General features: G+C 60.4%; 9 protein-coding genes and 1 tRNA gene. 8 read left to right on the plus strand and 2 right to left on the minus strand.

The genetic code is table 11. From position 1 onward, the window contains the following. The first annotated feature begins 64 nt into the window (after positions 1 to 64). From ABSL23_RS06110 to ABSL23_RS06135, 6 genes are all read left to right on the plus strand, one after another. On the plus strand, positions 65 to 1,690 hold the full coding sequence (locus ABSL23_RS06110) for a COG1361 S-layer family protein (protein ID WP_059055405.1): 1,626 nt from the start codon (positions 65 to 67) through the stop codon (positions 1,688 to 1,690). A gap of 3 nt (positions 1,691 to 1,693) precedes the next feature. Beyond that, positions 1,694 to 4,162 (plus strand): MMPL family transporter, encoded by a 2,469-nt coding sequence (locus ABSL23_RS06115; RefSeq protein WP_353635079.1) that lies wholly within the window; start codon positions 1,694 to 1,696, stop codon positions 4,160 to 4,162. Positions 4,163 to 4,683: 521 nt separating this feature from the next. Further along, positions 4,684 to 5,769 (plus strand): hypothetical protein, encoded by a 1,086-nt coding sequence (locus ABSL23_RS06120; protein WP_353635080.1) that lies wholly within the window; start codon positions 4,684 to 4,686, stop codon positions 5,767 to 5,769. 513 nt (positions 5,770 to 6,282) lie between these two features. Further along, positions 6,283 to 8,064 carry a BGTF surface domain-containing protein gene (locus tag ABSL23_RS06125; protein ID WP_157533972.1) on the plus strand — a complete coding sequence of 594 codons (1,782 nt, stop codon included), beginning with the start codon at positions 6,283 to 6,285 and terminating at the stop codon, positions 8,062 to 8,064. Positions 8,065 to 8,316: 252 nt separating this feature from the next. Continuing rightward, on the plus strand, positions 8,317 to 9,219 hold the full coding sequence (gene artA, locus ABSL23_RS06130) for an archaeosortase A (RefSeq protein ID WP_353635081.1): 903 nt from the start codon (positions 8,317 to 8,319) through the stop codon (positions 9,217 to 9,219). 471 nt (positions 9,220 to 9,690) lie between these two features. Continuing rightward, positions 9,691 to 10,050, plus strand: coding sequence for a helix-turn-helix domain-containing protein (locus tag ABSL23_RS06135; protein ID WP_353635082.1), 360 nt, complete (start codon positions 9,691 to 9,693; stop codon positions 10,048 to 10,050). 292 nt (positions 10,051 to 10,342) lie between these two features. Here ABSL23_RS06135 and ABSL23_RS06140 read toward each other — a convergent pair whose 3' ends face one another. Continuing rightward, positions 10,343 to 10,783 (minus strand): group I intron-associated PD-(D/E)XK endonuclease, encoded by a 441-nt coding sequence (locus ABSL23_RS06140; RefSeq protein WP_353635360.1) that lies wholly within the window; start codon positions 10,781 to 10,783, stop codon positions 10,343 to 10,345. A gap of 137 nt (positions 10,784 to 10,920) precedes the next feature. Further along, positions 10,921 to 10,993 (minus strand) — tRNA-Asp (locus ABSL23_RS06145). A gap of 178 nt (positions 10,994 to 11,171) precedes the next feature. On the opposite strand from ABSL23_RS06145, the gene ABSL23_RS06150 reads away from it, so the two are divergent. Beyond that, positions 11,172 to 11,399 carry a DNA-directed RNA polymerase subunit H gene (locus ABSL23_RS06150; protein WP_059055416.1) on the plus strand — a complete coding sequence of 76 codons (228 nt, stop codon included), beginning with the start codon at positions 11,172 to 11,174 and terminating at the stop codon, positions 11,397 to 11,399. Continuing rightward, positions 11,400 to 12,962 carry a DNA-directed RNA polymerase subunit B'' gene (locus ABSL23_RS06155; RefSeq protein WP_353635083.1) on the plus strand — a complete coding sequence of 521 codons (1,563 nt, stop codon included), beginning with the start codon at positions 11,400 to 11,402 and terminating at the stop codon, positions 12,960 to 12,962.

The following is a 12,962-nucleotide window of genomic DNA, read 5'->3' on the forward strand; positions in this document are numbered from 1 at the left end:
ACCAAAACACAATCATCCACAAGTGACCACTAATGAACGCCAATCACAACAGCGGTGTTAGTCCATGAACTCGAACTATTCCACAACTATCCTTGTCGTTGCGCTCGTCCTGGCCTCGGTCGCCATTGCCGGCGTTCCTGGCGCGGTTAGCGCCCAAGAATCCGGGGAAGTGATCGGTCAACCGGATATTTCCTTCGCCACGGCAACCGGCGAAGTCTCAGCTGGGACGGCCGACGAGCTCAGCATCGCGATCACAAACCGCGGATCCATCGATAAGGGCGGCCCATCCCAATACGAAAACCGAGTAACGACTGCCCGCGGGATGACGATGAGCCTCGATGACAGCAACGTGCCGATTGACGTTCAAGCCGGTGAACTCTCCATCGGGAACGTCCCAACTGGCTCTAGCCAAACGACAGTCCCAATTGAGATCGCTGAAGATGCTGCATCGGGGACGTACAAGATTCCCGTCGAATACGAGTATCAGTTCTCGCGAGTCGTTGACTACGACGCGTACGGAACTGATTACAGTGACTTCACGCGCACGCGCACCGGATCTATCACGGTGGCGGTAACTGACGACGCCCGCTTCGAAGTAGTGGACATTACCGGCACGGCCCAGATCGGCGATGATAGTGATGTCTCGATGACGCTGCGCAATACGGGCGCGGAAATCGCTCGTGGAGCAACAGTCGGTGCGACTTCCCGCAGCAACGCATTGACCTTTGATTCCGGTGGCCCGAGCGCAACGTCGTACGTGGGTGACTGGGAGTCCGGTGAGACTCGGAACGTGTCGTATGGCATCTCCCTTGCGCCTGATGCGACACAGCGCGGATACACGCTCGATCTCACGGTCGAATACCAGGATGCGAACGGAATCAGCCAGTCATCTGAGCCAATGACAGCCGGCGTTGAGGCCATCGATGAACAAGCGTTCGCGTTCAGCGATGTGGACACCTCACTACGCGTGGGAGAGGACGGCGAAATTACGGGCACCGTCACGAATCAGGGCCCACAGTCCGCAAAGAGCGTCGTCGTTCGCTACGCCGATGAATCCGCGACAATGGTGCCGATCGAAGAATCCGTCGCCGTCGGCTCGCTCGACGCGGGCGAGTCCGCATCGTTCCGACTGCCGATTGAAGTCACGAGTAGCGCCGAGGCGAGTCCGAATCTGATCGACTTCGCGGTTAACTACCGGAACGCCGATGGTGACCGACGGGCGTACGATAAGCTCGACGTCCGCGCTGATGTCGCCCCCGAACGCGACCAGTTTACTGTTGAGCTCGCCGAACAGACGATCGAGACGGGCGGCTCACGCACGATCGCTGTCGACGTGACGAACAATCTGAATGAAACCGTCACGGACATCGAAGCGCGGCTGTTCGCTGACGACCCCCTCGATACTGGTGATGCAGACACCGGCTACGTCGAGTCTATGGAGCCAGGGGAAACCGTCACGGTGTCCTTCGAGCTGACGGCGGCGTCATCGGCAACGCCGGATAAGACCTACCCGATTTCGTTCGACTTCCGGTACGACGATCAGCGGGGGAACAGCCAGTTGACGGACACCATGCGCGTCCCGATCAACGTCGTGGAGAGTAGTGGTGGCGGCCTCCCGATGCCGCTAATCATCGGCGCAGTCGTCCTCATCGGGGGGGCTGCAGCAGTGCTCTGGTATCGGAGGCAGTAACTGATGGGAATCGGAGACCGGATTGAGGCGGCGACGAGACGACTCAACGACACGATCGTCTCTCGTCCGCGTGCGGTCGTGTTGGCGTTTCTTGTCGTCACAGCCATGTTTGTCGGTGGCTTCGGGCTGATCTCGACTGAAACCGATTCGACCGAATCATTCACCGATGGTCTTGAAGCTCAACAGGCTCTCGATTCGGTCAACGCGGAGTTCGAGGACCCATTCCGCCCGGAGATGGAGTCCACGCAGCTCATCCACACGGGGGATAACGTCCTCACGAAGGAGGCGCTCGTTCGAAACATCCGCCTCATCGAAGAGATCGAAAGCCGCGACGACCTTCGAATGGCGTCGGCTTCCGGCCCGGCGCCGGTTGTCGCGCAAGCGATCGACCCCTCAGCGACAACGGTCGCTGAACAGCGCCGCGTGCTCGAAGCTGCGTCGGCAACCGAAATCCGACAAACGATCCGCAGCCTATCGGACAACGCCCAGTTCACCGGCGTTATTTCGGAGGATTTCAACCCAACGTCCGTTTCTGCGACGGCGTCGATCACGTCCGTCTCTCACGATGTTCCTCAGGGATTCACGGATGATGACCTGACCGCGGTCCAGACGTCCATTCAGTCGCTTGCGAGTAGTGAACCCGGCGACATCCGTGCGTTCGGTGCTGGGATCACGAACGCGGAGATGAGCAACGTCATCGGCGACTCACTGATCATCGTGATGCCGGTCGTCGTCATTCTCCTGTTGATCTTCCTGGTGGTCGCATACCGGGATCCGATCGACCTGCTGTTGGGGTTGTTTGCCCTCTTGATGACGATCATCTGGACGTTTGGGTTCCTCGGCTACTCCGGGATCCCGTTCAATCAACAGATGATCTCCGTCCCCGTATTGCTGCTGGCAGTCGGGGTTGACTTCGGGATTCACATCATCAATCGCTATCGGGAGGAGACAGTCCAGGGCTTCGAACCGGTCAAGGCGATGCGGACAGCGAACAACCAGTTGATGATCGCGTTCGTGATCGTCACTGTGACGACCGTGTTCGGGTTCGGCGCGAACGTGATCTCGGACCTCACCCCGATTCGCAACATGGGGATCGCGTCGAGCGCAGGGATCATCTTCACGTTCCTCATCTTCGGCCTGTTCCTCCCCGCGGCAAAGCTCGAAGTGGATAAACTCCGGGCCCGATTTGGCGTTCCCGAGTTCAACTCGGAGCCAATTGCATCTGAAGACTCCGCCTTGGGTCGTGCACTATCGCTGCCCGCCGTTGTAAGTCGGTACGCACCGACTGTCTTTGTCCTTGTCTTACTGCTTACGGGCGGTGTCGCCGCCGCCTACGGTTCTGGAGTTGACACGTCCTTCGAGACGGAGGACTTCCTCCCACCCGAACAACAACCAGGGTACGTGACGGGACTGCCGGAGCCGTTTGCGCCCAGTGACTACACCGTCACGGAGACGACGAACTTACTCGAAGACAAATTCGCAACGAACCAAGACCAATCGGTGACAATATACTTTGAAGGATCGTTTGAGGAAGCTCATGCGCTCGAAGCGCTTGCCAGCCCGAATGATGACCCACCTGAGGAGCTCGCGGTCGGCGCTGGTGGTGGGGCGCAAGCTCAAAGCATTCTCACGGTCATACAGTCGCACGCCCAGCAGAACCCCGAATTCGCTGAACTTATCGCACGAAACGACCAGAATGACAACGGCATTCCGGACCGGAATCTCGACCGCATCTATGATGTGCTGTTCGCGTCCAGCGCAAGCGACCAAGCATCACAGTATCTGACTGAGGACCGGCAGGCCGCCCAAGTCGTCTATTCCATAGATTCAGACGCCTCACAGTCAGCAGCTGCCGACGCAACCCGGCAGTTCACTGAGGACTTCCGGTACACCGCGACGGCGACAGGCCAAGTCGTGGTGTTCGACGCCGTGACGGGGATTATCTTCACGTCCGCGATTGAGGGACTGGTGCTTGCCATTGGCTTGACCGCCATCTTCCTCGTGATTGCTTACGGGGTGTTGGAGCGGAAACCGATGCTCGGCGTTGTGAACGTGTTCCCCATCCTCATCTCGATTGCGTACCTGATCGGAACGATGCGATATCTCGGGATGGCATTAAACGCGTTGACAGCAACCATCCTCTCGATCTCGATCGGACTCGGGATCGCCTACTCCGTTCACACAACACATCGATTTATCGACGAGTTCAACGAGAGCGGCGATGCACACATGGCGATGGTGCGCACGCTTTCGGGAACTGGTGGGGCGCTGTTAGGCAGCATGCTAACCACCTCTCTCGGGACGGGTGCACTTGCACTCGCCATCACCCCCGTTCTTGGCGACTTCGGGCTTCTGATGGCGATTAGTGTGGTGTACTCGTTCATCTTCTCCATCGTCGCATTACCACCCGCAGTATTGCTGTGGTCGCGGTACCGTAACAGCGAACCACTCGCGATAGTGCGCTCCCGTTGACATCCACCTACGGCTGAAGCTGTGGGGCCCCCCACTGGGTTGAACCCACGGACACAGAGAGGTTCGCAGGTTCGTCGTCACGATGGACGACGAACCTGCGACTCGGGCCGTGCCAGTACAACTCCCGTCTCGGACAGCGGTCTCTCAAACTTGCCTAACAGTTGTTATAAATACGATTTCTTTATTCGTCGTGGACGGCATCATATGCCGTTCCACGCCTACTTACTCGGCAATCACTGAATAGAAGATCCCGTGTTTCAACTACTGCTAAGGCTCGTTTCCCAACATTCAGCGCCGCGCTCTTGTCTGCATCGTCGTCCAACCCACATTCAGGCTGTAGAACACCGCGCACCCGAGCGCACGCTCCCCTCTTAGTTCAACGCCGGTGAGACACGCGTCGGCTGCATTCCATTCGTTTATGGCTGTGCTCGAGAATCCAGGGTTTGCGGTAATGTCTCGCGGTGAAACTGTGACTAGCCCGCCCATAAGAATATCATTCCCAGCGTTCACTCTACTCATATATGCGTGTTCAGACGCTTCACGCTGCTCTCGCCGCGCTCGCTGTTATCGGAGCAGCAATCACCGGAACGGGTCTACTGACGGTACAGGCGACCGCAAGCACACCAACACCGCAGGTGATGGATGGCACGGCACAGTCAACGAACATCGCTGCTGAAGCGCCGCGTGGTCGGTGGGATCCCACCACAGGGACGGGAGAACTGATACTGGATAACCGGAGCTATCACACCGTATTTCAGGGTGAAGATGATATCGAGGCATGGCGGAATACGGATGGTGATGTGGTCTCCGGGACGCTGCTCGAGGGGGAGTCCGGAGCAAGCGAAGGCGACCTGCTTGACCTCACTAGCTCCATTCCAGCTGACCAGGCCACCGGGCGTTACTCCTCGGCGGAACTCACCGCTCGTGTTCTGGAACCCCGCATCTCGCAAGTTACACTCCGCAACCAGAATGGCGTCGAGATGGGTGCTGACGCTGCGATCCCGACGAATAATCCAGTGTTGGTGACGGCTGATTGGAATTACGTGCAGGCTGAAGATATCCAGATTGCCGTGGTCGACCAGAGTGAGGGGATTACGATCGAGAAGGAAGTGCTTGCGGCTTCGCCTTCAGACGCCCAAGCGGCGCAGTTGCCTGCGGACTTCTCGACGACGAATCTTAGTCGGGTGACCCAAGGTCTCGGAACGACGGGCCACAATACCGCCTACTGGCTCTTAGATTTCACCGAGGTTGACGAGGGAGCCTACACGCTTCGGATAGAGGGATCAGACAGTCTGACTGCTAACGATGCCGCGTGGACAACCGAACTGAGTGTTGGTGAGCCAGCGATGCCAACCGAAACTACGACCGCTCTGACGTCGACGACGCCACAGACGGAAACGACGGCTCCAGCCACTCCATCGACCGAGCGACCGTCCGAAACGCCGACCACAGAGGCGGTGTCTCCACGGACACCAACGAGGAGTCAGACATCGACGGTATCGCCCACGCAAACCACGACAGAAGTGGATGGGGCAGGGTTCGGACTAGCTACGGGACTGCTAGCTGGACTCGTAGTCGCTGCCGTCGTGACCCTACGTCGGCTGTAAGCCGACCGCGCCGACCGACACAAAATAAGATATCTCGAAGCCCCACGCGGGGTACGAGTCCCGGCTTCGTGGCGGAGCCAGTGCTGTCGGTCACAAAGCTTAGATTCCCAACGTCAGGGTTGCCATGCCCGGCTAACACCGGGTGGGAGCACGTCACTGTTCGGCCTCAACTTAACACGGTCCTGCAGTTGCCCAAAGTATTTATCCGGACAATCACTTCGTTTAGACAACCAAGTGTCTCCCGGGGAATGTTGGAGGACGTATGACGGCGAGTCGACCACTACTGCGCTCGGTCTCTCAGGGGGCCGTCTCGACACCCCGGTTGATACGCCACTAGCCGCTTAACTCATGATGTATACTCTTTCCCAAGGTAGGCTGATCCGTCAGTTGCTCGTCGTGGTGGTGGTTACAGCAGCGGTCTGCGCACCGGTTGTCGGAGCTGCCAGCCCTGGCCCGGCATCGGTCTCCCACGAGTCCACTACGACCACCCCGAACTCGGAGAATCTCACAGCCATGAACGGCACCATACTGCGGTCCACGCAGTCGACCGCTGGAGCTTCCTCTTCCGATGGCTGGAGCCAGACGAGCTACGAACAGCCAGCTGGCGACATCGTCACCGTCTCGCTGAATCTGTCCACGATGACAGCGACCGACGGTGTTACTGCTGAACGTGGCTCGGCCCGCGATCACGCCTATATTCAACTTGGGGGGGTTTCAAGCGGCTTTCTCGACGTGCTCCGTGTCGAGGACGCTGACAGCGATGGAGATGTTACGTTTTCGATCAATACGCGGACGCTTGGGACGAGCGACAGTATCAGCGCCACAGCTAGCGACCTCGTTTACCACAGTGACGGTGACGTCATTCGGAGCAGCGTTCACGGCCGGCTTTCAACCGCTGACGACAGCCCCACCTTTCTCGGGCCGGACGGCTCCGAACTGACCGGATTTGGCGAATACCTCGCTGCATTAGGGCTCATCGACTCGGCATCGGCCGATCGTGGCATTGACCAACTTCGGCGGCCGTTGCAGCCGGGGAACTACTCTCTCCTCGCCAGTACAGCCGGTGAGTTCCGCGCCAATGCCACATCCGATTCTCGTGGCTCCGCTGAGTACACATCCAAACCGACGTCGCCCACCATCGAGGCAACAACGATCGAACTGACGAAGCCAGGCCTCGGCGAAATGTCCATCCAAGCTGCGCCGGCAGGGCCGGCAAATGCCGCTCCCAACCACACGGCATTGGTAGACTCCGCGACGGAGAGCCGGACAGTCACGGCGACCGACCGGATCGTGATTACCGCCGAGGCGACCGGCATTTATGGCCATCTCGTCGCGATTGAGGGAGGGTTCGAAGCGCTCTCAACAGGGTTCGATCCCGGAACTCTCTCGCAGTTGGAAACTAGAACCGGGGAGGGAGTTGAGTTTGCGGTTGAGTCGACTGACGGGCCGGTGCTACGCGGTCCCGGTCCTTCGGACGGACTTGAATCTCCACTTGAGGTGTTGGACCTCTCCACGCTTGACGCAACCGCTGTCACTGTGTATGCGGACAATACGGCGGGGAAACTCTACATTGTCGTCGATCCGCGGGCAACAGACACCTTCGCGTTGACCGACGACGCTAGCCGAAATTTCTCCGCTGCCCTCGAGTACCGCACCGACGCAACGTCGCCATTCCTCTTTGACCGTGAGGACCAGCACATCCAGTCGTACTATCGCGGCTTGGTGGGCGGTGCTGGCGGCGATGTCGATACACCCGCCTTCCCGTACTTTGAACCTGGTGAGAACACCACCGCGACGACCCAGTTCTCGCTCGTCGAACCACGCGTCCGGTTCGAGGGCACGGATGGGTGGGTGGAGTCGGGTTCCCCGGTTGTCGTCGACCGACAGTCTCCGACCCATATCCGCGGGAAAACGAACATCGCGCCCGGGACGGACGCGGAACTTCAACTGACATCCCGAGCGGCAAACACGTCATTCACGTCGTTGCAGCGGTCACCTGTCTCGATCGCCCCAAATGGAACGTTCTCTGGCACGCTCGACCTCTCCGAGGCAGCGGTCCGTGGGACATCGACTCTCTCGCTTCTGATTGATGGTACGGAGGTTGCTCGCACGGAGTTGGTGGTCGTTTCGGAGGTTCAGCAGACGGCGAACCAGTCTGTGCAAACGACTGTCGTTTCCGCTGAATCCGAGACGGACGCAGAGGAATCAGGCGGGACTACACCTAGCCTCACCCCGCTCACCGCCCTCATTGTGGTAGCCGCCGCGTTCGCGTGGCTGTTTATATCCCGGCGGTAGCACGCACCCGTCACCCCCCGATCGGGCCCAGCTGTGCGGAAGCGCGAGAGCTCGGGTGCCCGGGAGTTCCACCCGTTATATCCCAATGTTCGGGAATCCTCGCGCTTTAGCGCGGGGAGGATGTCAAGATGGCTGTCACGCCAGCTAATTCCCCTCTTCAGCCCGAGAAGCGACTGTAATCTACCGACGCACTAACTCGGGACTGAGGTCTTACCAACACGCCTATACTCGGGACGCCCGTCGCGTCGTACAATGGTATCCGCGTTAACTGACGCGCTCGCGTGGATCGTCGTCGTGGCGTTCGCCACGAGCGCAGTTCTCCAGGTGGACTACCGCCAGTACAGCAGGTACACGGCGGTCGCCGCGTGGACGCTGTTCGCGGTGTTCTGGGGGCTACTCGCGCCGTACTACTTCTTCGAGCACTTGAGCATCATCGAGGGTGCGTTGAGCGCGGTCGCCGTCCCCGCGTGTCTCTACACCGCGTACCTCGTCGGCACCGGGAAACGCCAGCTGGAGACGCTGACGCGCTCGATCGCCATCATGGGGCTGTTGTTCCTGCCGTTCGAGACCATCGAGCCGGCGCGCCGGTTCGCCATCGAGACGGTCGCCCAGCAGGCCGAATGGCTGATGGCGCAGTTCGGCTACTACCCGCCGGTCGTGGAAGGCGAACACGGCTACATGGCGAAGTTCGTGTTCACCGGCGAGCACGTCGTCACGGGCGAGTCGTGGAAGTTCCCGACGACCGTCCTGATGGCGTGTACGGGCATCGGCAGTATGTCCATCGTCGGCGGGCTCGCGCTCGCGGTGAAAGCGCCGTGGAAGCGCCGCGCACAGGCACTCGCAATCGCGCTCCCGGTCATCTACGGGCTGAACGTGATTCGCGTGGCGTTCATCGCCGTCGCCCACGGCGAACAGTGGTTCCGCAACCCAACGATGCAGGACATCGTCTTCGCGGTGTTCCCGAGCGACGACCCGAACATGGTGTCGTACCTGTTCGCCGACCGTATGCTCGCGCAGTCCGCGTCGGTCGTCGCACTCGTCGTCCTGACGTTCGTGCTGCTGCGCATCGTCCCGGAGCTCGGCGGCGTCGTCGAAGACGTCGCGTACATCGCGACCGGCAACGAGTACGACATCACCGAGCAGTTCGCGGAGTAACGCCGCTCGAACTGATTCTCGGGGGCTGTGGCTGTCTCGTGACGAACTGCTCACGCTCGCCCCGTTACATCTATTACATCAGATTACGGAAGTTCGAGGAGAAAGCCCCGCCGTTCAGGGCGGGGATGAATCCGACAACTCCTGCGCGAACTAGCTTGACGTACGGGCGGATGTTTTAAGGAACCAGACATTGTACTAATAAGTAACCGAGGCGGTCTACCCGCCCGACTAATCGGACAGTATCGGGATTCCCTGATTCCGAGCGGAAGACACCTCTTCCGTGCCGGAACACAGGGTGTCAGCAGTAAGAAGTACCTCTGAATCCCATGTCGGGATAGGAGTAACGGCTGGTTGGCACAGCCAGTAGTCGTCATCATGGCGACTACAAACCTTGAACATCCCAAACCAGCGGCGCGGTACCGTGGGAATCTTCGCCCTTCAGGGCGGAGAGGATGTCAAATACTGTCGCGTATGCCGATCGACCTCCAGTCCTTCGAGGAGGGCGACGAAGCCGACCTCCGAGCGGGCGGCCGAACGAACGCCGAGGAGGTGCTGGCGTTCCTCGCCTCGTCGCCGGACAAGGCCTACACGCCGAGCGAAATCCACGACGGAACAACCGTCGCACGCGGCAGCGTTGGCGTCGTCCTCTCCCGACTGGAAGACCGCGGCCTCGTTCGTCACCGCGGCGACTACTGGGCTATCGGTGACGTCGAAGCCCTCGACGTGACGCTCAGTTCGATGGCGACGGCGCGAGCTGCGACCGAACGGCTCGGTGCCGAAGACCCCGACGAGTGGGGCCCGGGCGTCGACGACGGTGACGAGAACGAATAGCTGCCGGTCGAAGGCAAGGGTCACTTCGTAGCCGAGGATGACGGCAGTGTCACGGGTGTCGACGAAGAGACTGGACTCGCTCGCGCCAGCGACACGAAGTCCGACGCACGCTCTCAGTTCGCGGCGCCCCTCGCATTCCACGAGGACCGCTGCGCCCCATCGAAGCTTCCGACTCGCTTCTCCACAACGGGTTCGGCGTCGAACTCACCGAGAAAAGCGAGTCGCGTTGAGGCACGAGGCCGCGTCGCGGACGAAACAGTGAGCGGGGACGTGTGGATGCAGCGAGTGTCGCCTACGAATCAGGGCGAGACGATATCGACGGGATGGTACCGTCGAACTCGTAGTCGCTCGCCCAGTTGATTGCTGGGTGGTCGATTTCGGCCGAGAAGCGGAGCTCCATCTTCTGGTCGGTCGCTTCCGCGACGTCAACCCAGTAGAGGTCGTCCGTTTCGGGGTAGCGCACGACGAAGGCATCGACCGCATCGTGGTACGTACTCTCGTGGTACTCGCCGTCTCTGGTGGTCTGGGAATGCGTGTTGAATCGAATTGTCCCTGTCTTCGTTTCCCAGGCTGTTTTGCACTGGATGCGGAGGAGCCGTCCATCGTCGTCGACGATGAGGTCGTACTTGTCGTTGTCCCCGAAGGGGATGGAGACGCTATACCCGTTGGAGATGAGCGTGTGGAGGATCTTGGACTCGGTTGTGTCACCGATGGCCTTCGAGTTCGAACACATGGGCACGCAGCGCAAGTTTCGTCGCTTTGGCAGATGAATCTCCGGACGGCCATGAAGCGACAGCGAACACTCAGTCGTGCGGGAACGAGGAAACAGACTGGACGAACCAACTGCTGTTCGATTGGGAAACAGAGAAGCGCCCGGAGCGGGATTTGAACCCGCGTCACGGCCGTGACAGGGCCGTATGATGGGCCACTACACCATCCGGGCTGGCTGCACTCATTCGTAGCCGGCTTGTATTCTTAAGACTTTCCAAACGGTGGGCGGTGTGCGTCGTGGTGGCGCGGGCCGCGACCGGAATCGTAGTTGACAAGACCTAAGTGCGCTGCGGATGAATTGGCCTGTAGTATCTCGTGAGAGGTAGTTCTCCCCCCATCCAGGCACATCCATGGTAGACGTAAGCCAACACGAACTCGTCCCCGAGCACACCGTCCTCGACGAGGAGGAACTCGAGGACGTGCTCGTGGACTACGACATCGACCGGACGGACCTGCCGAAGATCAAACGGAAGGACCCTGCCCTGCCGGACGACGCGGAGGTCGGCGACGTCGTCAAAATCGTGCGGGACTCGCGGACTACGGACAAAGCTATCGTGTACCGACTGGTGATCGAATAAATGCAAATCGAAGACCGACGTGAACTGTCGCGGGCGTATTTCTCGAAAGAACGACTCGCAGAGCACCACTTCAGGTCGTTCAACTCGTTCCTGAAGCGCGGCATGCAGGACGTTGTCACCGAGAAGGAGCGCATCGAGACGGACATCGGTGACAAGGAAGACGAGGAGCCGGTGTGGGTCGAACTCGGCGACGTCCGCATCACCACCCCGCGCGTGCGGGAGGCGGACGGCTCCGAGGAGCTGCTGTACCCACAGGAAGCCCGGCTGCGCAACATCACGTACTCCGCGCCCGTGTTCATGGAGATGAGCATCGTGCGCGGCGGCGAAGAGGAAGAGGAGCGCGTGCTGGACACGACGGAGACGAAGGTCGGCCGGATGCCGATCATGGTCGGCTCCGACAAGTGCAACATCGCGGGCTTCTCCGAGGAGGAGCTCATCGAGATCGGCGAAGACCCCGCCGACCCCGGTGGCTACTTCATCGTGAACGGCAGCGAGCGCGTGCTGATGACCAGCGAGGACCTCGCGCCGAACAAGATTCTCGCGGAGTACGACTCCAAGTACGGCGACGAGATTCAGGTCGCGAAGACGTTCAGCCAGCGCCGGGGCTACCGCGCGCTCGTGCTCGTCGAACGCAACCGCGAGGGGCTGCTGGAAGTATCCTTCCCCTCGGTCTCGGGCTCGATCAACTTCGTGACGCTGGTGCGGGCGCTGGGCCTCGAATCCGACGAGGAGATCGTCCACCGCGTCAGCGAGGACCCCGAGATTGTGAAGTTTATGCTGGAGAACCTCGAGGAGGCCGACGTCCAGACCCAGGAGGAGGCCATCGAGGAGCTCGGGAAGCGCGTCGCCTCCGGGCAGGGGAAAAACTACCAGCTGAAGCGCGCGAACTACGTCATCGATCGCTACCTCCTCCCGCACCTCCACGAGGAGGGCATCGAGGACGAGGAGACCCGCATCAACAAGTCCTACTACCTCTGTCGGATGGCCGAGGCGTGCTTCGAGCTCGCGCTCGACCGCCGCGAATCCGACGACAAGGACCACTACGCGAACAAGCGCCTGAAGGTCTCGGGCGACCTGATGAAGGACCTGTTCCGGACGGCGCTGAACAAGCTGGCGCGGGACGTGAAGTACCAGCTCGAGCGCGCGAACATGCGGAACCGCGAACTCACCGTCAACACGGTGGTTCGCTCCGACGTCCTCACGGAACGGCTCGAACACCCGATCGCGACCGGGAACTGGGTGGGCGGCCGCTCTGGCGTCAGCCAGCTCGTGGACCGGACGGACTTCATGGGCGTGCTCAGCCACCTGCGCCGCCTGCGCAGCCCCCTGAGCCGCTCGCAGCCCCACTTCGAGGCGCGCGACCTGCACGCCACCCAGTGGGGGCGCATCTGTCCCTCCGAGACGCCGGAGGGGCCGAACTGTGGCCTCGTGAAGAACTTCGCGCAGGCGATGGAGCTCTCCCAGACCGTCGAGGACGAACGCGAACTCAAACGCGAACTCTCGTCGATGGGCGTCGAGGGCATCCCCGGAATCAGCACGGAAGCGACACCAGCGGACGACTAA

The organism is Halobacterium sp. NMX12-1, from assembly GCF_040435975.1.
In the GTDB taxonomy this organism is placed as follows: domain Archaea; phylum Halobacteriota; class Halobacteria; order Halobacteriales; family Halobacteriaceae; genus Halobacterium; species Halobacterium hubeiense.

What these genes read in the sequence shown, in the direction of transcription:
- ABSL23_RS06135 (WP_353635082.1), top strand. Translation starts at nt 9,691, where the DNA reads ATGCCGATCGACCTCCAGTCCTTCGAGGAGGGCGACGAAGCCGACCTC.
- ABSL23_RS06110 (WP_059055405.1), top strand. Translation starts at nt 65, where the DNA reads ATGAACTCGAACTATTCCACAACTATCCTTGTCGTTGCGCTCGTCCTG.
- ABSL23_RS06125 (WP_157533972.1), top strand. Translation starts at nt 6,283, where the DNA reads ATGAACGGCACCATACTGCGGTCCACGCAGTCGACCGCTGGAGCTTCC.
- ABSL23_RS06150 (WP_059055416.1), top strand. Translation starts at nt 11,172, where the DNA reads ATGGTAGACGTAAGCCAACACGAACTCGTCCCCGAGCACACCGTCCTC.
- ABSL23_RS06115 (WP_353635079.1), top strand. Translation starts at nt 1,694, where the DNA reads ATGGGAATCGGAGACCGGATTGAGGCGGCGACGAGACGACTCAACGAC.
- ABSL23_RS06140 (WP_353635360.1), bottom strand. Translation starts at nt 10,783, where the DNA reads ATGTGTTCGAACTCGAAGGCCATCGGTGACACAACCGAGTCCAAGATC.
- artA (WP_353635081.1), top strand. Translation starts at nt 8,317, where the DNA reads ATGGTATCCGCGTTAACTGACGCGCTCGCGTGGATCGTCGTCGTGGCG.
- ABSL23_RS06120 (WP_353635080.1), top strand. Translation starts at nt 4,684, where the DNA reads ATGCGTGTTCAGACGCTTCACGCTGCTCTCGCCGCGCTCGCTGTTATC.
- ABSL23_RS06155 (WP_353635083.1), top strand. Translation starts at nt 11,400, where the DNA reads ATGCAAATCGAAGACCGACGTGAACTGTCGCGGGCGTATTTCTCGAAA.